At 44.8% G+C, this 22,439-nt stretch carries 20 protein-coding genes and 1 pseudogene; 13 read left to right on the top strand and 8 right to left on the bottom strand.

Annotated elements, in window-relative coordinates:
• Nucleotides 1–134: 134 nt before the first annotated feature.
• The 3 genes from AB5170_RS08430 to AB5170_RS08420 form a co-directional block, all read right to left on the bottom strand.
• A complete protein-coding gene (locus AB5170_RS08430) occupies nucleotides 135–1,124 on the bottom strand; it encodes a 2-hydroxyacid dehydrogenase (RefSeq protein ID WP_118578845.1) in 990 nt (329 codons plus the stop codon).
• Between the two features lie 445 nt (nucleotides 1,125–1,569).
• Nucleotides 1,570–2,844, bottom strand: a complete 1,275-nt coding sequence (gene aroA, locus AB5170_RS08425) for a 3-phosphoshikimate 1-carboxyvinyltransferase (protein ID WP_173772484.1) — start codon at nucleotides 2,842–2,844, stop codon at nucleotides 1,570–1,572.
• Between the two features lie 174 nt (nucleotides 2,845–3,018).
• Nucleotides 3,019–4,128 (bottom strand): prephenate dehydrogenase, encoded by a 1,110-nt coding sequence (locus AB5170_RS08420; RefSeq protein WP_173772482.1) that lies wholly within the window; start codon nucleotides 4,126–4,128, stop codon nucleotides 3,019–3,021.
• 210 nt (nucleotides 4,129–4,338) lie between these two features.
• On the opposite strand from AB5170_RS08420, the gene AB5170_RS08415 reads away from it, so the two are divergent.
• Together AB5170_RS08415 and AB5170_RS08410 are read left to right on the top strand one after the other, a co-directional pair.
• Nucleotides 4,339–6,429, top strand: coding sequence for a translation factor GTPase family protein (locus AB5170_RS08415; RefSeq protein ID WP_118578841.1), 2,091 nt, complete (start codon nucleotides 4,339–4,341; stop codon nucleotides 6,427–6,429).
• 85 nt (nucleotides 6,430–6,514) lie between these two features.
• The gene (locus tag AB5170_RS08410) at nucleotides 6,515–7,573 is read left to right on the top strand and encodes a hypothetical protein (protein ID WP_173772480.1); all 1,059 of its coding nucleotides are present in this window, start codon (nucleotides 6,515–6,517) and stop codon (nucleotides 7,571–7,573) included.
• Between the two features lie 162 nt (nucleotides 7,574–7,735).
• Here the strand turns inward: AB5170_RS08410 and AB5170_RS08405 are convergent, their stop codons facing one another.
• Both AB5170_RS08405 and AB5170_RS08400 read right to left on the bottom strand, forming a co-directional pair.
• Entirely contained in the window at nucleotides 7,736–9,292 is a 1,557-nt protein-coding gene (locus AB5170_RS08405; RefSeq protein ID WP_173772478.1) for an ABC-F family ATP-binding cassette domain-containing protein, read from the bottom strand.
• 138 nt (nucleotides 9,293–9,430) lie between these two features.
• Nucleotides 9,431–11,179: an NFACT family protein gene (locus AB5170_RS08400; protein WP_173772476.1), complete on the bottom strand. Its 1,749-nt coding sequence runs from the start codon at nucleotides 11,177–11,179 to the stop codon at nucleotides 9,431–9,433.
• Between the two features lie 252 nt (nucleotides 11,180–11,431).
• On the opposite strand from AB5170_RS08400, the gene AB5170_RS08395 reads away from it, so the two are divergent.
• The 7 genes from AB5170_RS08395 to AB5170_RS08365 all read left to right on the top strand — a co-directional run bounded on the left by AB5170_RS08395 (nucleotide 11,432) and on the right by AB5170_RS08365 (nucleotide 17,139).
• Nucleotides 11,432–12,310, top strand: coding sequence for a YicC/YloC family endoribonuclease (locus AB5170_RS08395; protein WP_148461967.1), 879 nt, complete (start codon nucleotides 11,432–11,434; stop codon nucleotides 12,308–12,310).
• Between the two features lie 211 nt (nucleotides 12,311–12,521).
• Complete coding sequence (locus tag AB5170_RS08390; protein ID WP_118578014.1) at nucleotides 12,522–12,788, top strand: extracellular matrix/biofilm biosynthesis regulator RemA family protein; 267 nt, start codon at nucleotides 12,522–12,524, stop codon at nucleotides 12,786–12,788.
• Complete coding sequence (gmk, locus tag AB5170_RS08385; protein WP_173772474.1) at nucleotides 12,781–13,407, top strand: guanylate kinase; 627 nt, start codon at nucleotides 12,781–12,783, stop codon at nucleotides 13,405–13,407. Before AB5170_RS08390 ends, gmk begins: the two co-directional genes overlap by 8 nt.
• Before the next feature lie 135 nt (nucleotides 13,408–13,542).
• Nucleotides 13,543–13,887 (top strand): DNA-directed RNA polymerase subunit omega, encoded by a 345-nt coding sequence (rpoZ, locus tag AB5170_RS08380; RefSeq protein WP_118578015.1) that lies wholly within the window; start codon nucleotides 13,543–13,545, stop codon nucleotides 13,885–13,887.
• A gap of 1 nt (nucleotide 13,888) precedes the next feature.
• Nucleotides 13,889–15,226, top strand: a complete 1,338-nt coding sequence (rimO, locus tag AB5170_RS08375) for a 30S ribosomal protein S12 methylthiotransferase RimO (protein WP_173772472.1) — start codon at nucleotides 13,889–13,891, stop codon at nucleotides 15,224–15,226.
• Complete coding sequence (pgsA, locus tag AB5170_RS08370) at nucleotides 15,210–15,749, top strand: CDP-diacylglycerol--glycerol-3-phosphate 3-phosphatidyltransferase (protein WP_148461972.1); 540 nt, start codon at nucleotides 15,210–15,212, stop codon at nucleotides 15,747–15,749. The genes rimO and pgsA overlap by 17 nt, the downstream gene beginning before the upstream one ends.
• Nucleotides 15,750–15,876: 127 nt before the next feature.
• Nucleotides 15,877–17,139, top strand: a complete 1,263-nt coding sequence (locus tag AB5170_RS08365) for a competence/damage-inducible protein A (RefSeq protein ID WP_148461973.1) — start codon at nucleotides 15,877–15,879, stop codon at nucleotides 17,137–17,139.
• 24 nt (nucleotides 17,140–17,163) lie between these two features.
• On the opposite strand, the gene AB5170_RS08360 is transcribed toward AB5170_RS08365, so the two are convergent.
• Entirely contained in the window at nucleotides 17,164–17,436 is a 273-nt protein-coding gene (locus AB5170_RS08360) for a hypothetical protein (protein ID WP_118578019.1), read from the bottom strand.
• 75 nt (nucleotides 17,437–17,511) lie between these two features.
• Complete coding sequence (locus tag AB5170_RS08355) at nucleotides 17,512–17,877, bottom strand: hypothetical protein (RefSeq protein ID WP_118578020.1); 366 nt, start codon at nucleotides 17,875–17,877, stop codon at nucleotides 17,512–17,514.
• 21 nt (nucleotides 17,878–17,898) lie between these two features.
• Between AB5170_RS08355 and AB5170_RS08350 the strand changes: the two are divergent.
• Both AB5170_RS08350 and AB5170_RS08345 read left to right on the top strand, forming a co-directional pair.
• A pseudogene (locus tag AB5170_RS08350) lies at nucleotides 17,899–18,003 on the top strand (DUF6783 domain-containing protein); the annotation flags it as partial.
• A gap of 60 nt (nucleotides 18,004–18,063) precedes the next feature.
• Nucleotides 18,064–18,222 (top strand): hypothetical protein, encoded by a 159-nt coding sequence (locus AB5170_RS08345; protein WP_173717738.1) that lies wholly within the window; start codon nucleotides 18,064–18,066, stop codon nucleotides 18,220–18,222.
• Between the two features lie 174 nt (nucleotides 18,223–18,396).
• Here AB5170_RS08345 and AB5170_RS08340 read toward each other — a convergent pair whose 3' ends face one another.
• Nucleotides 18,397–18,687, bottom strand: a complete 291-nt coding sequence (locus tag AB5170_RS08340) for a hypothetical protein (RefSeq protein ID WP_368361811.1) — start codon at nucleotides 18,685–18,687, stop codon at nucleotides 18,397–18,399.
• 374 nt (nucleotides 18,688–19,061) lie between these two features.
• On the opposite strand from AB5170_RS08340, the gene AB5170_RS08335 reads away from it, so the two are divergent.
• Both AB5170_RS08335 and tyrS read left to right on the top strand, forming a co-directional pair.
• Entirely contained in the window at nucleotides 19,062–20,435 is a 1,374-nt protein-coding gene (locus AB5170_RS08335; protein WP_173772462.1) for a cell wall hydrolase, read from the top strand.
• A 598-nt stretch (nucleotides 20,436–21,033) separates the two neighbouring features.
• Nucleotides 21,034–22,263 (top strand): tyrosine--tRNA ligase, encoded by a 1,230-nt coding sequence (tyrS, locus tag AB5170_RS08330; protein ID WP_173772460.1) that lies wholly within the window; start codon nucleotides 21,034–21,036, stop codon nucleotides 22,261–22,263.
• Nucleotides 22,264–22,439: the final 176 nt, after the last annotated feature.

Genomic DNA, 22,439 nt, shown 5'->3' with positions numbered 1-22,439 from the left:
CGTTGCGCCGGCGAGTGAGCAATCACCATTGTCCGAATGCGTCCGCCTTGAACAACTTTCAACACACTAAATAGCAAAACGGTGTTTCAATACCTATGCATTGAAACACCGTATTTTCTATAGTGATTTATGAATTATGAGAGAACCTCGTTCTTCAGCTCATCTCCATTGATATAAGCCTGCGCATTCTCCATAGTTGTCTCTGCAATGTTAGTGAGCGCTTCTTCTGTAAAGAATCCCTGATGGGAGGTCATGGTTACGTTCGGGAAGGAGAGAAGCCTCTGGATCAAGGAAGTCTGCATGATGCTCTCAGACAGATCCTCGAATACGTAATCAGATTCCTCCTCATAAACATCCAGACCAACTGCGAAGAACTTGTGGTCACGGATACCGGAAATCAGATCCTCCGTCTTGATAAGACCGCCACGGGAAGTGTTTACAAGGATAACTCCGTCCTTCATCTGGGCAATTGTCTTTTCGTTGATAATATGTTTGGTTTCGTCAGTAAGCGGGCAGTGCAGGCTGATCAGATCACTGGTAGCCAGCAACTCATCAAGAGAAACGTATTCCAGGAAGTCAAGATTCTTGTTTGGGAAAAGATCATATGCAATGACCCGCATTCCAAATCCCTTGCAGATTCTTGCCATAGCCTGACCAATTTTACCAGTACCGATAATACCAGCTGTTTTCTTGTAAAGGTTCACGCCCATAAGACCGCTTAAAGTAAAGTTGTTCTCACGGCATTTGATGTAAGCCTTGTGAGTGTGACGGTTAGCTGTAAGCGCCAGCGCCATTGCGTGCTCTGCAACAGCCTCGGGAGAGTAACCTGGTACACGCAGAACTTTCATGCCATATTTGTGGGCTGTCTTAAGATCCACGTTATTGTAACCAGCGCAGCGCATAAGGATCAGTTTTACACCCTGCTGATGTAATTCTTCAATAACAGGAGCGCCAAGGTCTGCATTTACAAAAGCACAGATGGCTTCATAACCTTTTGCAAGAGAAGCGGTCTCCTCATGGATATTTGCTTCAATAAATTTAATCTTAATATCTGGAAATTCAGGTAAAAGTTTTTCAAAAAACTGCTCGTCATAATTTTTGGTTCCGTAAAATAAAATTTTCATTATTTCTGGCTCCTTTCTTGTGGCAGCCGCTCTTTTGTCTGGGCTGTTCACCTTCGCTTTGTTTGTTTTAGTGTTCCTCAACTTACAGTGGGATTATACGTTATTTTTTTGAAGAAAAAAAGAGGAAAACGGAAAGTTTTTTAACTTCGTCGAAATCGTTAAAAGAATATCAATATAGAAATGAGATTAAAACGAATTTTAAAATTGCACAGAAATTAATACATGGTAAAATGTGCAATATGTATATTTAAAAAGAAAATACAAGCATATAATCTGGCAAAGTATGACAGTTGCACTAAACTAACATTGACTATTATTTAACATAAAATAATAGGAATGTACATCTAAACAGGCAAAAAAACAGGAACCTAAATGGAAAAATGGTTACTGCTCACTCCGTTCACAGTAACGAAAAATGTTCTCATTTAAGTTCCTGAGGTTTAGATTATTCCCCTAACCTATACAGATCCTCATAAAATTCCGGATAAGAAATCTTCACACAGTCCCACCCCTTAATAGAGAGTGGTCCATCACAGAGCAGTCCGGCAACAGCGAAGGACATAGCCACTCTGTGATCCAGGTAAGAGTCAATCTCTGCCCCATGCAGTGGTTTTCCCCCATGAATGATCATGCCGTCATCTGTAGGTGTAATGTCCGCACCCATGCGGGAAAGATTCTCTGCCATAACCAGAATACGGTCTGATTCTTTTACTTTAAGTTCTTTTGCATCCTTGATCACAGTAGTTCCCTCTGCGAAAGCCGCCATAACTGCAATCATCGGAATCTCGTCAATAAGAGTCGGAATGATTTCCCCGCCCACTGTTGTACCATGAAGAGAACTGGCGCGGACAAGAAGGTCAGCAGTAGGTTCTCCATCCATATTAACATTTAGCAGGGTAATGTCTGCGCCCATGTCCTTACACACACGGAGCAGTCCGTCTCTTGTGGGATTGATTCCCACATTCTTCAGAAGAATCTCACTGCCTGGCACCAGAAGTCCGGCAGCGATGAAATAAGCAGCAGAAGAAATATCCCCAGGTACTGTAATTTCTCTGGCAAAAAGAGATGGTTCCGGAGCAATGGAAGCGGTAGTTCCCTCAGAAGTTACACGAGCTCCAAAATAGTTTAACATGATTTCTGTATGGTTCCTGGAAAGAACCGGTTCGGTGACGCTGGTAATTCCGTCAGAATACATTCCTGCCAGAAGTACACAGGATTTTACCTGAGCAGAAGCAACTGGGGAATCATAGTGAATGGCCTTCAGAGGATGACCTGTGATCCGAAGGGGAACACAGTTATTTCCCTTTATGCTTGCAATATCAGCGCCCATGGAAAGGAGAGGCGTCATGATCCGTTTCATGGGACGGCTCTGGATAGAGTCATCGCCGGTAAGCTCCGATACAAAATTTTGTCCTGCAAGAATACCGGAAATCAGGCGGGTAGTTGTGCCACTGTTTCCAACATCCAGAATATCAACAGGGGCAGATAATCCGTGGAGTCCTTTTCCATGAACCAGGATTTCTCCGCTGTTATTCTCAATATCAATGCCCATTTTGCGGAAACAGGAGATGGTGGAAAGGCAGTCAGCTCCTTCCAGAAAATGGGTGATCTTTGTGGTTCCTTTGGCAAGGGAACCGAACATGACGGCACGGTGGGAGATGGATTTGTCGCCTGGGACTGTAAGTTCTCCGTGGAGATTTGTAAGTTTTTTTATTTCCATAATAATCGTTCCTTAAATATAAAGTTTCATACAGCAAAAACGAGTATCGGCTATATTACTTATAAAGAATTAGACGAGTCAATATGGCGGTTACTTCATATTTGCTGTATTGATACAGAGTTTGTATGAAAAATTAATTGTGATGTATCCAATAAACAACTGCCGGTGCGCAGGTTATCGCTCATAAACAATATAATTGCGCTTTTTCAAAAGTGCAATGGCCCGTTCCATAGCGTCTTCTTCATAAAATTCGATTTTCAGAACGCCCTGCTCGAATTCGCGGTTGTGGATGATGCCGATGTTTTTAATGCTGATCTTATCCATGGCAAGGATGGTGGCAATGGTAGCGATTCCGCCGGCCTCATCTGCAATATCCAGATAAAGCACATAAGCCTTGCGGATAGGACCATTATCCACAACATCAATGGAATCACGGTAATCCCTGGAGCTTGCAAACATCTGATAAATAGCATCTGCCTCCTTCCCATCTGTAGCACAGTTGTCTACAGAACAGCGGATCTGGATCAGCATGCGGATGTAGTCGTCCAGAACATTGGAAATGTTCTCATGGTTTTCCATGCAGATCTGCTGCCACATAACGGGAGAGGAGGAGGCAATCCTTGTAATATCGCGGAAACCGCCTGCTGCGATGGTCTTCATATATTCGGCATCGTTGTCCAGAGTTTTTACCAGATTTACAAGGGCGGAAGCAATAATATGGGGCAGATGGCTTACACCTGCTGTAATAAAATCATGCTCTTCAGCTGTAAGCACCATAGGGATAGCACCAAGAGAACTGATCAGCTCTGTAAAATCTGAAATATATTCCAGTCCCACTTCCCCACCCGGGGTAAGAATATAGTATGCATTTTCCAGAATGCGCTCGTTGGAATGGTCGAAACCGGTTTTCTCAGAACCGGCCATAGGGTGACCGCCGATAAAGCAGTCTGTCATTCCCAGCTCCTCCACCTTCTGATGGATGATTCCCTTTACACTTCCCACATCTGTGATAATGCAGCCTGGCTGGCGGATCTCTTTCAGATATGCAAGGCACTCCAGGTTGATCTCTACCGGAGCACATAAAAATACATAATCACAGGATCCAAAGCGTGGATCCTTCATTTCCTCACAGACACCATCTATAATGCCGGTGCTGATGGCAGAGGCAAGTGCTTCCTTACTGCGGTTATAGGCCAGAATGTGGAAATCCGGATGGTACTTCCGGATGGCCTTGGCGATAGAGCCGCCGATCAGACCGAGACCGATAAAACCGATTGTCTTCATAATATAATGTCGTTTCCTTTCCTTCGTTAAAGTGAAAAATTATCTTATGATATTGTACGAGATTCCTCGCAAATTGTCAATTCCTACAGAAATGACAAAATAATCTAAACTTTTTTGAAAAAAGACCGTCAAAATCCCAGAAAATACTTGAAATTCTTCTGAATATTTAGTAAAATATGAACATATTAGACAAACAGGGAGGTATTACATATGGACGTTTTTAGAACTGACCGAATCAGAAATGTAGTGCTGTTAGGACACGGCGGTGCTGGAAAGACAACTCTGGCAGAAGCAATGGCATATCTTGCCGGCTTGACCAACCGTTTAGGCCGTGTAGAAGATGGCAATACAGTCAGTGATTATGATAAAGAAGAAATCAAACGACATTTCTCTATCACTACATCTCTGATTCCGGTCCCGTGGCAGAAGAACAAGGTAAACATTCTGGACACTCCCGGATATTTTGACTTCGTAGGAGAAGTTGAGGAAGCTGTCAGCGCTGCAGACGCAGCAATCATCGTAGTATCAGGTAAGGCAGGGGTACAGGTTGGTACCCAGAAGGCATGGAATCTCTGCGAGAAGTATAAACTTCCGCGAATGATTTTCGTTACCGATATGGACGTGGACGATGTAAGCTACCGTAAGGTAGTAGATCAGCTTACCGAGCTTTATGGCAAGAAGATTGCCCCGCTGCATTTCCCGATCCGTGAGGATGGCAAGTTCGTGGGATATGTTAACGTTGTGAAGCAGGCCGGAAGAAAATATATCGACAAGGGACAGAAGGAAGAGTGCGAGATTCCTTCTTATCTGGATGAGTATCTTGAGAAGTATCATGATATCCTGATGGAATCTGTAGCAGAGACCAGCGAGGAATTCATGGATCGTTATTTTGAGGGAGACGAGTTCTCCGTTACAGAAGTTTCCGCAGCACTTGCCGCCAATGTACAGGATGCAAGCATTGTTCCGGTATGCATGGGATCCCCGATCAATCTTCGCGGCGTATCCAACCTTCTGGACGACATCTGCGGATATTTCCCAAGCCCGGACAAACGTTCCTGCAACGGTATTTCCCAGAAGACCAACGAGATTTTTGAAGCAAATTACGATTTCGCCAAAGCAAAATCAGCATATGTATGGAAATCCATCGTGGATCCATTCCTTGGCAAGTATTCCCTGATCAAGGTTTGCTCCGGTGTTATTAAATCTGATGATACTCTTCTCAATGTTGAGAAAGGCACAGAAGAGCGTCTTAACAAATTATATGTTCTTCAGGGTTCCAAGCCTATCGAAGTTCCAGAGCTCCATGCAGGTGATATCGGTGCAATTGCCAAATTAGTCAGTGTTCAGACTGGTGACAGCCTTGCCACCAAGGCGAATCCGGTTCTTTATCCGAAAGCAATTCTTTCCACACCTTATACCTATAAGAGATTTAAGGCTGTGAACAAGGGCGATGAGGATAAGATTTCCCAGGCTCTTGCCAAGATCATGAGCGAAGACAGGACTGTTCGTGTTGAGAACGATGGTGCTAACCGTCAGAGTCTGATCTATGGTATGGGCGATCAGCATCTTGATGTTATTGTCAGCATGCTGAAAGAGCGTTATAAAGTTGATGTAGAGCTTTCCAAACCGAAGGTTCCATTCCGTGAGACCATCCGCAAGAATTCTGACGTAGAAGGCAAACATAAGAAACAGTCCGGCGGACATGGACAGTATGGACATGTTAAGATGCGTTTTGAGCCGTCTGGCGATATGGAGACTCCATACGTATTTGAGCAGGTTGTTGTTGGTGGTGCAGTTCCGAAGAACTACTTCCCGGCAGTTGAGAAGGGCCTTCAGGAATGCGTTCAGAAAGGACCTCTTGCAGCATATCCGGTAGTTGGTGTAAAGGCTACTCTTTATGATGGATCTTATCATCCGGTAGATTCCTCAGAGATGGCATTTAAGATGGCTACCATCCTTGCATTCAAGAAAGGCTTCATGGATGCTTCTCCGGTACTGTTAGAGCCAATCGTTTCCATGAAGGTTACAGTTCCAGATAAATATACAGGTGACGTTATGGGCGATCTGAATAAGCGCCGCGGCCGTGTTCTTGGAATGAATCCGGATCATAACGGAAATACCATTATTGAAGCTGACGTTCCTCTTCTTGAGATTTATGGATATTCCACAGATCTTCGTTCCATGACTGGTGGAAGTGGTGACTTCTCCTACGAGTTTGCCCGCTATGAGCAGGCTCCTGGTGATATCCAGCAGAAAGAGATCGAAGCAAGGGCAAGTAAGGTTGACGCTGCTGATGAATAAGTAGTATAATGAGACGGAGAATTTCTTGAAGAAGTTCTCCGTCTTTTATGATGGAAGTTCATATGAGGAAAGAAGGAGGAATATTATGAACAGAAAAACAATCAAAAAGATTATGCTGTTTTTACTTGCTTTTATGCTTGTATTTCCGGTTTATTCATTTGGAAAAGCAGAGGCAGTTCAGGCAGCAGCATTAAAAGCACCGAAGCTTTCCAAGGTGGTACGTGTAAACAAAAGTGTTAAAATTACCTGGAAAAAGAGTAAAGGCGCTTCCGGCTACTATGTTATGCGTAAGACAGAAAATAGTTCCTGGAAAAAAATCAAAACTGTGAAAGGCGGTTCCAAAACATCTTACACAGATAAAAAAGTGAAGAGTGGAACTACATACTACTACACAGTAAAAGCCTACAAAGGAAAGAAAGTAAGTTCCTATAACAAAAAAGGACTGAAAATTGTTTATGAGGTGCCAACCACAACGAAACCGGATACTGCCGGCGGAAATACCACGGCAACAGGTTCCACTGTTGCAAATACAGCTTCCGAATATACCATTGAAACGGATATGGTACTTTCTGGTTCCGGTTCCGGTTACCATGCGAAGCTGGTTGCCTGCACGGCGACCTCTGCAGTAAGCTTTGGTATCCAGTATGACAAGCATGCAAGAGCTCCCTATACAGGTAAGGCATGGTTCATGATCGAGAATGTAGCCCACAATGGTGCAGGCGGTCAGAATTATATCTGGGTTCAGAAAGCGGCCAGAGATAAGACTTACCATGTAATGCTGACTGTGAAAAAAGACGGAACCTGCAGCTGCTACATCAACGGCAAACTTGCCAAAACAGTTAAAAACAGCAGTCTTGCAAACACAACTGTCTATCTTCGCGTAGAGGGTTCTGCAAGATTAAACGGAGATTCTGTAAATGCCACATTCAGCAATATTGAATTGAAGGCTGACGGCAAATATTATGCAGATAAGATCTGGGGTACGCATGACTTCACAACCAATAAGGGAATCAAGGCAGATGCTTCCGGATATGCAGCTTCCAAGAGAGTGACGATCAAAGGAAAAGTAAAAGGACTGGCAAGTGGTCAGGACTGGGATAGTGCATACGAGCAGGTATCCGGAATCATTCAGTTTGTGAACTGATAGAATGAGATATAGTAGAATGACAAATTATTCTAAATGGACATGCTGCTGCAAGTGACATCACTATATATGAAATAAAAACAGCATTCAGACAGAATTATGAAGAAGTATATTCTGTCTGGATGCTGTTTTATTTATAAAATAATAATCTTAATATAGCATTTACAGGATCTTAGTTGTCCATTTACTGCAGTCCCACACCTGTGAAACCACATCCTGATAAAATTCCGGCTCATGGCAGATGAGAAGCACACTTCCGCGGTATTCCTTTAGTGCCTCCTTCAGAGCCTCTTTTGCATCCACATCCAGGTGGTTGGTAGGCTCGTCAAGAAGAAGGACATTTGTCTCTTTGTTTACCAGCTTGCAAAGGCGGACCTTGGCCTGCTCACCGCCGGAAAGCACACGGACCTGACTCTCAATATGTTTGGTGGTGAGACCGCATTTTGCAAGTGCGGAGCGGACTTCATACTGGGTATAAGATGGGAATTCTGCCCAGATCTCATCAATACAGGTAGTTTTGTTGTCACCTTTTACTTCCTGCTCAAAATATCCGATCTGCAGATTGTCCCCTAATTCCCTGGTTCCCTTTAATGATGGGATCAGACCAAGAATACTTTTCAGAAGTGTGGTTTTTCCAATTCCGTTGGCACCTACAAGCGCGATTTTCTGGCCTCTTTCCATGGAAAGGGTGAGAGGGCGGGAAAGGGGCTCGTTATATCCGATCACAAGATCCTTTGTCTCGAAGATGTATTTGCCTGGGGTGCGTCCCTGTTTGAAATGAAACTCCGGTTTTGGTTTCTCGGCAGCCAGTTCGATCACGTCCATTTTGTCCAGCTTTTTCTGGCGGGACATTGCCATATTTCTGGTGGAAACCCGGGCCTTGTTTCTGGCAACGAAATCCTTCAGTTCGCTGATTTCCTGCTGCTGGCGGCGGTAAGCTGCCTCTAATTGAGCCTTTTTCACTTCATAGACTTCCTGGAAGTGGTCATAATCGCCTACATAACGGTTTAGCTCCTGATTTTCCATATGATAAACGATATTGATCACATCATTGAGAAACGGAATATCGTGGGAAATAAGGATAAAAGCATTCTCATATTCCTGAAGATAGCGTTTCAGCCATGCAATGTGTTCTTCATCCAGATAGTTGGTGGGCTCATCCAGAAGAAGAATATCTGGTTTCTCCAGAAGCAGCTTGGCAAGGAGCACCTTGGTACGCTGTCCGCCGCTGAGATCTGTGACATCACGGTCAAGCCCAAGATCCAGAAGACCAAGTGCCCGGGCAACCTCTTCTACCTTGGAATCAATTACGTAGAAGTCGTGCATGGTCAGGGTATCCTGGATAGTTCCCAGTTCCTCCATAAGAACTTCCATTTCTTCCGGGGAGGCTTCACCAAGGGAATCACAGATGGTATTCATTCGTTCTTCCAGTTCAAAAAGCCAGGAAAAAGCAGATTTCAGCACGTCGCGGATAGTCATGCCAGGAGCGAGGACAGAATGCTGGTCCAGATAACCTACACGGACATTTTTTGCCCACTGGATCTTGCCCTCATCTGGCATCAGTTTATCAGTTACAATATTGAAGAAGGTGGATTTTCCCTCTCCGTTGGCGCCTACCAGGCCAATATGTTCTCCTTTTAAAAGGCGGAAGGAAACATCATGGAAAATGGCTCTGTCACCAAAGCCGTGGGTAAGGTGTTCAACATTTAAAATACTCATAGATAACTCCTGTTCTTAAATCAGAGCGTGTTTGAAACAGGCTCCGGTGTATATAGATAGCAGCTTGCGGTTTGCAGAGCAGCCGTTTTGCAAATTCAGAGCTGTATGCAAAATGCAAAGAGGGAAAAACTGTTACAATCAGGATAACTGCTGGATTCCTGCAATATCTGGTGAAGCCATCAGAGAATAGTTTGTATAATAAACTACAAATCCCGGTTTGGCTCCAGCTGGCTTTTTCACATTCTTTTTCTGGAGATAATCAATCTCTACCTTTGGTGCAGTGCGTCCCTTGGAATAAAAGGCTGCAAGATTTCCTGCTTCTTCAAAGGTGCGGTCCGGAAGTGTGCCGTCTTTTGTCTTTACCACAACATGGGAGCCCGGCATCTTTTTGGCATGGAACCACCAGTCATTTCCTGTGGCAAATTTAAAGGTCAGCTCATCATTCTGGTAGTTGTTTTTTCCTACATAAATATCGTAGCCATCACTGGAAACATAATGGAAGGGTTTGGATTTCACCTGCATTTTGGCACCTTTTTTGTTTCCGTAGTGGCGCTTCACATAGCCGTATTCCATAAGCTCTTCCTTGATCTGGGAAAGGTCGCTCTCCTCAGCGGCAATGTCCAGGGCATTGGAGATGGATTCCAGATGTTCGATCTCGCTGGTGGTATCTGCAATCTGAACCTCCAGAGCTTCCTGGGTACGCTTCAGCTTGCCGTAACGATCGAAATACTTCTTGGAATTCTCCTGGGGGGTCAGGGTAGGATCAAGAGGAATGGTGATTTCTTCTCCATTATAATAGTTCACAGCCTTAAAGGATTTACAGCCTTCTTCCAGACCGTAGCCGTAGGTGTTGATCAATTCGCCGTAAACCTTGTATTTGTCCTTTTTTTCAGTGTCTTTCATCTGCTTCTGCTGAAGGCTTAATTTTTTTCGGTTTCGGTCAAGGGCAGTCTGGACGATCTTTCGGAGGTCCGCAGATTTCTGACGGATACGGGTGATCACGTCGCGGGAGGCATAATAGGTTTCCAGCATCTCTGACACAGATTCAAAGGTCCGGGTGGTGAAGCCTTCTCCATATTGGGAAAAAGGAAGAACACCGTACTCAACCGGCTCGTCCCCTTTGAAAACAATAACCGGGGTAAATTCTTCCCTCCGGATCTGTTCCATTAAACGGGTGAATTCTGTATAAAGCTGCTCTCTGGTATTCCCATCTAATGTCTGGACATCATCATTTCCATCAATGGAAGCGCGATAGCAAAGCTCCTGAGCCATTACCGGGCTGAAACCGGTAAGCGTCTGATAGAGAGCTTTGGAGACAGCATTGGATCTGCCACATACTTTTTCCATGAAATCCTCTCTGGAAATGGTAAGAGGATCCAGCTTGTCCTGAGTGTGGGGGATGAAATAAGGACGTCCTGGCAGAACTTCACGTACAGAACTTACGTTGCAGGATACGTGCTTGATACTATCCAGGATCATATTATTATCATCACAGAAGATAATGTTGCTGTGCTTTCCCATCAGTTCCATAATGAGAACCTTATGGCATACATCACCAAGTTCGTTCAGGTGCTCCAGCTCAAATTCTACAACACGCTCCAGACCAGGCTGGCGTATCGCAGTGATCCTGGCGCTTCCGATGTGCTTGCGGAGAAGCATGCAAAAATTAGGAGCAGTCAAAGGGCTGATCCGGTTTTTGCCTGTAAAATAGATCAGAGGCAGGGAGGCGCTGGCGGAGAGAAGCAGACGCTTCTGACCATTTGCACCTTTTCCGGTGATCAGCAGTTCGTCACTTTCCGGCTGGGCAATTTTGTTAATGCGTCCCCCGGAGAGATTTTTATTTAATTCAGAAACCATTGCAGCAATGGTAATTCCGTCAAAAGCCATAAAAAACTCCTTTCTGTTGACAGGTTACCGGTCGCTCCGTGACCAGTAACCGTGACATGCAGACTTTATTATAACAGCAAAAAAAGGATTTGACTAGGGTTTTAGAATGAACTATAATAAATCTGTATGCGTAGGCAACTGTGAACGGTAACCTGCGTAGAGTTATTGCCTGAATATCAGAGACGATTCTGTTATGCGGAATGGTACTCTTTTCAGACAGTATTCGGAATAAAAATAAAGAAAGAGATTACTATGATAAAAAGTATGACCGGCTTTGGAAGGGCCGAGGTGATTACAAAAGAGCGGAAAATCACCGTTGAGTTAAAATCCGTCAATCACAGATATCTGGATCTGAGTATCAAAATGCCAAGGAAGCTGGTTTTCCTTGAGGGCGCGATCCGGAATCTTATGAAGACCTATATGCAGCGTGGTAAAGTGGATGTGTTTATCACATATGAGGACTACACCTTAAGCTGTGGCGCACTGAAGTATAATAAGGAGCTTGCAGGAGAATATCTTGCATATATCCGTCAGATGGCAGAGGAATTTGGCCTTGAGAACGATGTGAAGGCAGGAGCTCTTTCCCGTTATCCGGACGTGCTGACTATGGAGGAGCAGTCTGTAGATGAGGACGCATTATGGGCAGTTCTGGAAGCACCGCTTCGTGAGGCCTGCGAGAAATTTGCCCAGTCCCGTGCAAGAGAGGGAGAGAATCTGAAGAACGACCTGATCGCCAAGCTGGATGCTCTTGATGAGAAGGTAAGTCAGGTAGAAGCCCGCTCTCCGGAGGTTGTGGATTCTTACAGAGAGAAGCTGGAAGCCAAGGTTCATGAGCTTCTGGAGGATTCTCAGATCGAAGATTCCCGTATTGCAGCAGAAGTTGTCCTGTTCTCCGACAAGATCTGCAACGATGAGGAGACTGTTCGTCTCCACAGCCATATCCAGGGAATGAAGAAGATGCTGGAGGAGAAGGAAGGCATCGGACGCAAGCTTGATTTTATGGCACAGGAGATGAACCGTGAGGCAAATACCATTTTGTCGAAATCAAGTGATCTGATTATCTCCAATATAGCAATTGATCTGAAGACAGAGATTGAGAAGATCAGAGAACAGGTTCAGAATGTGGAGTAACCTAGTACATCGTTTTCGAAATAACTATACCACTCACTTGTCTGTGAATCCGATTGCACAGGTATAAAAGCCTCGGCGTAGCCCGCTACACCTGCGTTTTTATACCTGCACACTCGAATCCACATCCTACGTGATTGGTATAGTTATTTACGAAGCGATGTACTAGAGAATCAAAGACGTAAGCTTTCCTTATTGACAGAAGGGTGAAAACATGGCAAAATTAATCAATATCGGATTCGGCAATGTGGTGAATTCCCAGAAAATCGTAGCTGTGGTAAACCCGGATGCCGCTCCGGTGAAACGAATGGTTCAGAGTGTGAAGGGTTCCAATTCCCTTGTGGATGCCACTCAGGGAAGAAAGACCAAGTCCGTGATCGTTACTTCAGACCACATTCTGATATTATCTGCGATCCAGCCGGACACGATCGCTCGCAGATTTGCAGAAGTTATAGAAAATAAGGGAGAGGGCCATGAGTAGAGGAGTTTTGGCAGTTGTTTCCGGATTTTCCGGAGCAGGAAAAGGCACCATTATGAAAAGCCTGATGGCGAAGTACGACAATTACGCATTGTCTGTATCTGCCACCACCAGAAACCCCAGACCAGGGGAAGAAGACGGAAGAGAATACTTTTTCCGCACAAAAGAAGAATTTGAGGAAATGATCCGTCAGGATCAGCTGATCGAATATGCCCGGTACGTGGAGAATTACTACGGCACACCTAAGGCTTATGTGGAGGAGCAGTTGTCAGCAGGCCGGGATGTGATCCTGGAGATCGAGATTCAGGGAGCCCGCAAGATCAAGAAGAAATTCCCGGAAGCTGTGCTGGTATTTGTAACAGCGCCCTCCATGGAGGAACTGAAAGAGCGTCTTGTTGGAAGAGGCACTGAGACTGCGGAAGTGATCCACCAGCGTCTTGCAAGAGCTGCACAGGAGGCAGAAGGAGTTGACGAGTACGACTATCTGCTGGTGAATGACCAGCTGGAGGATGCTGTAGACAGGCTTCATAATATTATTCAGAGCGAACATTTCGCCATGAGGCGAAACCTTGGTTTTATCCATGAGATCCAGGCACAGGCAGCAAAGTTTGTGGAAGAATAATCCAAATAAAGAGCAGATGAAACTGCCATAAAATGAAATATTGATTTGCAACTTTATTCGCGAAAATACAGTTTGAAGCTGCGAATCTTTATAAAAATTATAACAATAATCACAATTTTTGAAAGGAGTATATATATGATCCATCCATCTTATTCTGAGTTAATCGAAGCAATCAATACCAACAATGAGGACGACGATGAGAGCATGGTGCTCAACAGCCGTTATTCCCTGATTCTTGCTACAAGCAAGCGTGCGCGTCAGCTGATCGGCGGTGCAAAGCCGTTGGCAGATAATGTTAAAGGCAAGAAACCTCTTTCTATCGCAATTGACGAGTTATATCACGGAAAGGTTAAGATCCTTCCAGGTAAACATGAGGAAGAGGATTTAGCAGAGATCGCAGGACATTCTGCAGAGGAGATTGCTGCTGAAGAACCTGCAGCTGCAGTTGATCCTGCTGAGTCTGAGGAGAGTGCAGAATAATATGAAATTACTGTTCATTTCCCTTGGATGTGATAAGAATCTGGTAGATTCTGAGGAAATGCTTGGAATGCTTGCTGCAGACGGACATGAGATCGTTGATGATGAGGACGAAGCAGAGGTCATTATTGTCAATACCTGCTGTTTTATCGGTGATGCCAAAGAAGAAAGTGTAAATACCATTCTTGAAATGGCAGAGAAGAAAAAGGCAGGTACCTGCAAGGTGCTGATCGTTACCGGCTGCATGGCACAGCGTTACAAGAAAGAAATTTCAGAGGAAATACCTGAAGTGGATGCTATTCTTGGTACAACCTCTTACGGCGATATCAGCAAGGCTGTAAAGGAAGCCCGGGCAGGCAGACACTTTGAAGAGTACAAGAGCATTGATTTTCTTCCGGATATTTCCGGTAAGCGTATGTTGACCACAGGTGGACATTTTGCATATCTGAAAATTGCAGAAGGCTGTGACAAGCATTGTACCTACTGTATTATCCCAAGACTCCGGGGCGGCTACAGAAGCGTGCCTATGGAGCTGCTCGTAAAAGAAGCCCGGTCTCTTGCTGAAAAAGGGGTGAAAGAGCTGATTCTGGTTGCCCAGGAGACTACTGTATATGGTAAGGACATCTATGGAAAGAAATCTCTTCATGTCCTTTTAAAGGAGCTTTGCAAAATAAAGGGAATCCGCTGGATCCGTATTTTGTACTGTTACCCGGAAGAGATTTATGATGAGCTGATTCAGACTATGAAGGAAGAGAAGAAGATCTGTCATTATCTGGATCTTCCGATCCAGCATGCAAGTGACCGTGTGCTGAAACGCATGGGCCGCCGTACCACCAAGCAGGAGCTGGTGGATATTATTGGCAGGCTGCGCCGGGAGATCCCGGATATTTTCCTTCGTACAACCTTGATCAGTGGTTTTCCTGGAGAGACACAGGAAGACCACGAAGAACTGATGGAGTTTGTGGATGAGATCGAGTTTGACCGCCTTGGTGTTTTCCCATACTCTGCTGAGGAGGATACCCCGGCAGCCACTATGGAAGATCAGATTCCGGAGGAGGTCAAGGAAGCCAGACGCGATGAGATCATGGAACTTCAGCAGGAAATTTCTCTTGAAAAGGGTGAGAGCCGCGTTGGTCAGGTGCTGACTGTTATGATCGAGGGCAAAGTATCTGGAGAGAGTGCGTACATTGGACGTACTTACGGAGATGCGCCGAAGGTCGATGGATATATTTTTGTACAGACCGGCGAACTTCTCATGACAGGAGATTTTGCGAGAGTCCGGGTTACCGGAGCTCTGGAGTACGATTTGATAGGAGAGCTGGAAGATGAATACACCGAATAAACTGACTATTGCCAGAATGATCCTGGTACCGTTTTTTGTATTATTTATTCTGACTGGCTGGGGCGGAGATGCCAACCGCTATATCTGCCTTGCTATTTTTGTAGTGGCAAGTATTACGGACTGGTTTGATGGTCATCTTGCCCGCAAGAATAATCTGGTTACCAATTTTGGTAAATTCATGGATCCTCTTGCTGACAAGCTTCTTGTTTGTTCTGCACTGATCTGCATGATCGAGCTTGACCGCCTGCCGGCATGGTTCGTGATCATTATCATTGCAAGAGAATTTATTATCAGTGGCTTCAGACTGATCGCTGCCGAGAACGGCGTTGTCATCGCTGCAAACTACTGGGGCAAATTTAAAACTGTATCCCAGATGGTCATGATCATTCTTCTGATCCTGAACTTTGGGGGAGTTTTTGAAATACTGACACAGATTTTTGTATGGGTATCACTTGCTCTGACGGTGATTTCTCTGATCACGTATATTGTGCAGAATAAGAATGTAATTTCCATGCAGGAATAAAATAGTCACTGCCCGCGGAATGCTTTTGCGTGCAGAGAGTGAGAATATCTGAATGTAAATCAGCCAGCATCTTTGTGAGCAGAGATGTTGGCTGATTTCAAACATGCTCTGGAAAAGAGGTATATATATGATTGCAGAACTTGTAGCTGTAGGAACTGAAATTTTGCTGGGAAATATTGTAAACACCAACAGCGCATATCTTTCTGAGAAATGTGCCCAGCTGGGACTTTCTGTTTACTATGAGTCTGTTGTGGGAGATAATCACGACCGAATGAAAGCTGTGATTGCCTCTGCCCTCGACAGATCTGACGTGGTAATTCTTTCGGGAGGTCTCGGACCAACTGAGGATGATCTGACTAAGGAAGTATGTGCTGAGGTAATGGGACTTCCTCTTTCTGAAGATCCTCATTCCCGTAAGCGTATTGAGCGCTATATGAAGGAATATAAGAAGAATCATCCGGACAGACGTGTGACCTCCAATAATTATAAGCAGGCGCAGGTTCCGGAAGGCGCTATTGTGCTTGATAACCACAACGGTACAGCACCTGGTCTGATCCTTGAGAAAAACGGTAAGACTGCCATTCTTCTTCCGGGACCGCCTAATGAGCTGATCCCTATGTTTGAGGAGTCTGTTTTCCCATACCTTCGCAAGAAACAGCCGGAGATCATCTGCTCCCAGGTTGTGAAGATCTGTGGAATCGGTGAGAGCCAGGTGGCTGCCGATATCCAGGATATGATCGAGGCCCAGACAAATCCAACTCTTGCCCCATATGCAAAGACAGGAGAGGTTCATCTCCGTATTACAGCCAAGGGTGAGGATGAGAAATCCTGCAAGAAGCTGATCAAACCTGTAGTAAAGGAACTTCAAAAGCGATTCGGCAAAAATGTATTTGCCCTGGATGCGGACAAAACGCTGGAAGAATCTGTTGTGGATCTGCTGAAGGAGAAAGAATTAACTCTGTCTCTTGCAGAATCCTGTACAGGTGGTGCCATTGCTGCCCGCATTGTAAATGTTCCAGGTGCTTCCCAGGTGTTTACCCATGGATTTGTTACTTACAGCAACCGTGCCAAGAGAGAATGTCTTGGAGTGAAGAAATCCACATTGAAAACAGTGGGAGCTGTTTCTGCAAAATGTGCCAAACAGATGGCAAAGGGGGGCTGCGCAGCTTCAGGAGCTGATATCTGTCTTTCTGTTACCGGCCTTGCAGGCCCGGATGGCGGAACCAGTGAGACTCCTGTTGGAACCGTGTTTATGGGTTGCTGCTGCAATGGACATACGATTACCCGGGAATATCATTTTACCGGAAACAGAACCAAGATCCGTCAGCAGGCTGTTGCCAGTGCGCTAGTACTGCTTCGCGAGTGCATGATGGGAGAAGTTGAGGAGTAAGTTTTCTTAATCGCAGAAAATGCTTTACTTCATCATCTTCATCAGGTTTACCACTTTATCAAGCTTTGCACGTTCCCGTGGGCTTTTTCCCATTTTCAAAACCTCAATGATGGTATTGATTTCATTACTGTTAAAGTTCAGACCGGCATTTCTCCCCTGGGAAGCTGCATTCATAATAAATGGCAGCAGATCAGAGGGAGATTTTCCGGCTCCTTGCCGGGCCATCTGCTGGAGCATGTCAAGCTTGTTTTTGTCGATACCTGCAAGCTTTGGATTATCCTGCCAGTTGTCATCCATATGGAATCATTCCTTTCTTATATAGTAATGCTGCCAATTGGCGACATGTCCGTTTTGAATGAAATTTTTCTGTTTTTACTGTCGTTCTTCTTCGCAATTATCTTCTGGAGATGGTTCATTCATCATCCTCAGCATTTCTGCCATGGTCATCATATTGGTGATCTGATCCAGAGTCTTTCGTATATCTCCAAAACAGTAGCGGCGCAGGTCGTTTATGACTTCAAGAGGCTGGGCAGGGGCTGCTGCAGCCTGTATCTGCATGGCTTCTGACGGCTTTGTAAAAAGAGCGACTGTATTGGAAAGTTCCCTGGCTTTTGCAAAAACGGACAGAAACTGTTGCTGCCTGGGTGGAAAATAGGGGATGAGAGCTTTTAACAGCTGTCCCTGGTCAGTTCCCACCATCTGATCCAGAGCTGTCTGGGCAATATATTCCTGATCCATAAAAATCCCTTTTCTATATCTATGTTGTTGTTATTAAAATATGACGACGTTTTGAAAACGGTGAAATCTTCTGCAAATTGTGACGCACATTCTGCAGAAAGCATTTTTCAAACACGCGCTGACATCTGTAACATATTCTATAGCAGGGGGATGTATGAATTTCCCGCAAAGTCAGGAGGGAAAGTTATGAGAAGAGAAAATGAAAAGCTTATTATAGATGGAAATGCCATATACGAGCTGGATCTGGAATGTGTGCGAAAGAAGCAAGGAAAACAGGAAGGAAATGGCAGGTGTGTGGAGCAGTCAGAAGAAAGAAGGCAGTCCGCAAACCATACCGGGGATTAAAGACAATTTGCAGGAGAGAGTTTCTACCCAGAGCGTGGTTGAAAAAGAAACAAGGAAACGTAAGAATGCTTTTAGAATATGCCTGAAAAAGGGGACAGGGGAAAATTCCCGCTGTCCCGATTTTTTTGAAAAGGACTGAGAAGACAGCCCTTTTTCATATGTGGGAAACTCAGATCAGCAGCCGCAGCCATTTCCCCATCCACCGCAGAGAAGCAGAAGGATGATAATGATCCAGCAGCAGTCACCATTTCCGTTGCCACAGCTGTTGTTGCAGCCAATACCGTTGCCGCCGCATGCGCAAAGAAGAATGATGATCCAGAGAATATTGCATCCACAGGAGCCGTTCCCAAAGGAAAGCCCACATCCATTGTCACATCCGCAGCCATTATTACAACCGCAGTTACCACATCCGCAACCGGATCTTTCCTCGCTGCAGCCACAGTTTGTAGCAGCTAAATCACTCATGCTGTTACCTCCAGAAAATGTTTACAGTTCATCATATGGAGGGGACAGGGGGTGTGTGACAAAGCAGTTGACAGAAAAGAGAAATTTGGCTATAATAAACTAAAACGTAATATTTCTGTAATCTTTGAAAAGAATTCGACATAAAATATATAAAACAAGGATTGATTTGTTAAGAATTAAGTCTGCGAAGCAAACGCTGTTTTTTGCGAACAAAGTTCACAGAAAACCCGAGAATTTCAGCGCGAAATCATGCGAATGCATGATTTCTGTGCATCGCGAAGCGTGTTACTGGTCACGGAGTAAACAGTAACTGTTTGTGAAAAGCAGAGGTGGGAAAGCTTCGGAATTAGTCAGGTCAAAGAGAGGAAAATGCTATGATAAAAGAAGAGAGAAACAGAAAGCAAAGTCTGGCTCTGGTGCTGCTTGTGATTGCCACATTATGTACGGTTTTTCTGATGACAAGGGATGTTCAGGCTGCGAAAGCCGGATTTAAGACTATAAACGGCAAGACCTACTACATAACAGCCAGCGGAGCCAAGCAGAAAGGCTGGCTGACTCTGAAAGGCAAGAAATACTATTTTAATAAAAAAACAGGCGTACAGTTAAAAGGCTGGCAAAAAGACAGTAAGGGCAGAAACATCCGGTATTTTACCAAGGGAAAAGGTGTGATGGCCACCGGTTTTCTGAAGAGCGGAACCGTAACCCGTTATTTCAGACCTTCCAATGGTAAGCTTGTCCGCGGCTGGCTGACCTTAAAGGGTAAGAAATATTATTTTACCAGCGGAACCGGCGCTATGGTAAAGGGCTGGCAGACCACAGCTAAGAAAGAGAAACGTTATTTCAAGAGCAATGGTCAGATGCTTACCGGCTGGTTTACAGATTCTAAGGGATATACCCGCTATTTTAATACCAGCACAGGTATTATGTATACCGGACTTAAGACTGTAGATGGAGATATCTATTATTTTTCCAAGACCAGCGGAGTCCGTTATCAGAAAGGCTTTGGCAAGGTCGGAAGCAAGCGGTACTATTTCAGTACCACAGATGGCAAAGCGCAGACCGGCTGGCTGAGTCTGGATGGAAACAGCTATTATTTTGGAACAACAGGCGTGATGTACGTAAACACTACAGCTTCCATTGGAGGAAAGACATACGCGTTTGATTCCAATGGTGTTGCTTCCGAGAAACAGGATACAGGAAAGGATGACAATGACAGCAGTATTACCTTTACCTGGTATGATGAGAAACGTGGCCGCAATTTTACTATTATGAAGGAGCTTAAGAGTCATCCGGGAGTTGCAGATGGAACCAAGTCTGATCTTGATATTCTGGCAGCTGTCTGCGAGGCTGAGGCAGGAGACCAGGGAATTGCAGGTATGAAGGCAGTTGCTCTCTGCCTTTTGAACAGAACTCTGGACAAGGAGTTTCCGTCCAGTGTCCGTTATGTGCTTTACCAGGGAACTACCTTCCCCCAGTATTCAGTCGTGACAAACAACCAGCTGCTGAAACGTCTGAATGGTCAGTTTATTGACCGTGCAAGCGCTTATGAAGCTGCCCAGCAGGCACTTGACAGTTTTAATGCTTATGTGCTGAATGGTACACCGCGTACAGTAAGCGGAATCAAGGCCAAAGATTTTAATTATAAGTATTTTATGATGACTTCTGCATTCTGGAAACAGCCATTGAATTTTAAAAAGGTTGTATATGAGACATACAAGGATCATACATTTTTTGTGGACTGGGTATAAAGGTAGCTATACAGATGTAGAAACAGTATAAATGATAATAGCAAACTTTACCGCGGTGAGTTGCTAAAATACAAAGCTAAAATCCTTGACAAAAACAGACAGCCTTTGTATACTTGCAAGTATTAAATGAGAAAGGCTTTGAAGGGAACAAGTAGCTTTGGAAAGAGCACACAGAGAGCTGCCGGATGGTGAGAGGCGCGTGCAGAGATCCATTGTGAATACATCCCGGAGCTTTGCACTGAACGGTTTTGAAGCGGCAGAGACAGCAGCGGACAGGCGCTTGTGATCGCTTGCAGAAATCCAGTAGGCTGTGACGGGGTGGCATACGTTATCATGCCGGGGTGATAATTCTGAAGAGTATTCGAAGATATTTATTTTTGGACAGTATTGTCTGTGTGGATAATCGTCTGGAAGAAATTTTCAGTATGGTCACTTATCGAGGCAGAAAGTGCGAGCTTTCTGTAAATTTAGGTGGTAACGCGGGACCCGGTTCTCGTCCTAAAGGGGCATGAGAACCGGGCTTTTTATATTTGCAGCGGCTTTTTTCGTGAAGAGAGAATAAGCAGCTCATATATCTATTTTACAGGAGGAAAATAAAATGACAGTTTGGGAAGAACTGAAAGCCAGAGGCCTGATCGCCCAGGTAACAGACGAAGATGAGATTAAAGAAATGGTAAATAACGGAAAGGCAACTTTCTATATTGGATTTGACCCAACCGCAGACAGCCTTCATGTAGGACATTTCATGGCACTTTGCCTGATGAAACGTCTGCAGATGGCAGGGAACAGACCAATCGCCCTTCTTGGCGGCGGAACCGGTATGATCGGTGACCCATCCGGAAGAACCGACATGCGCCAGATGCTGACGAAAGAGACCATCCAGCATAACATTGACTGTTTCAAGAAACAGATGGAGCGTTTCATCGACTTTTCTGATGGAAAGGCACTTATGGTAAACAATGCAGAATGGCTGATGAACCTGAATTATGTGGAGCTTTTACGTGAGGTTGGAGCTCACTTTTCTGTTAACCGTATGCTTACAGCAGAGTGCTACAAACAGCGTATGGAAAGAGGCTTAAGCTTCCTGGAATTTAACTACATGATCATGCAGAGCTATGACTTCTATATGCTGTACCAGAAATACGGCTGCAATATGCAGTTCGGTGGCGATGACCAGTGGAGCAACATGCTTGGCGGTACTGAGCTGATTCGCCGTAAGCTTGGAAAAGACGCATATGCTATGACAATCACCCTTCTTCTTAACTCAGAAGGTAAGAAAATGGGTAAAACACAGTCTGGTGCTGTCTGGCTGGATCCAAATAAGACATCTCCATTCGATTTCTACCAGTACTGGAGAAATGTGGACGACGCAGATGTTATCAAATGCATGAAGCTTCTTACCTTCCTTCCGCTGGAAGAAATCCAGGAGATGGAGAAATGGGAAGGCAGCCAGCTGAACAAGGCAAAAGAGATCCTTGCATTCCAGCTTACCGAGCTTGTTCATGGAACAGAGGAAGCGAAGAAGGCAGAGGCTGGTGCCAAGGCACTTTTTGCAGGCGGAGCTGATACAGAGCATATGCCGACCACTGAGCTTGCAGCAGAGGATTTTGACGAAGAAGGCAATATCGACCTGATCAGCCTTCTTGTAAAATCCGCTCTTGTAACAACCCGTTCCGAGGGAAGAAGAGCCATCGAGCAGGGCGGCGTTTCCGTTAACGGTGAGAAAGTGACGGACATCAGACATGTACTTTCCAAAGACGCTCTCACAGGTGACGGTATTGTCCTTAAGAGAGGAAAGAAGAAATTTAATAAAGTATTTGTAAAATAAGATCATAAAAGGGGACCAGATATGCTCTAAATCTGATCGTTGATGCGAAAACAGATTTTTGTACTGGTCCCCGACTTATGCAAAAAATATTTTGACCGTGATAAAGATATATGCTATCATATAAACCATGCAAGCATTCCAATAAGAGGAATGCACGTTATTGTTCACAGTAACGA

The sequence above is a fragment of the Ruminococcus sp. RTP21484sp1_RTP21281st1_A8_RTP21281_210402 genome, from assembly GCF_040914025.1.
Classification (GTDB): domain Bacteria; phylum Bacillota; class Clostridia; order Lachnospirales; family Lachnospiraceae; genus Blautia_A; species Blautia_A faecis.
This window is presented reverse-complemented; position numbering and strand designations above follow the sequence as displayed.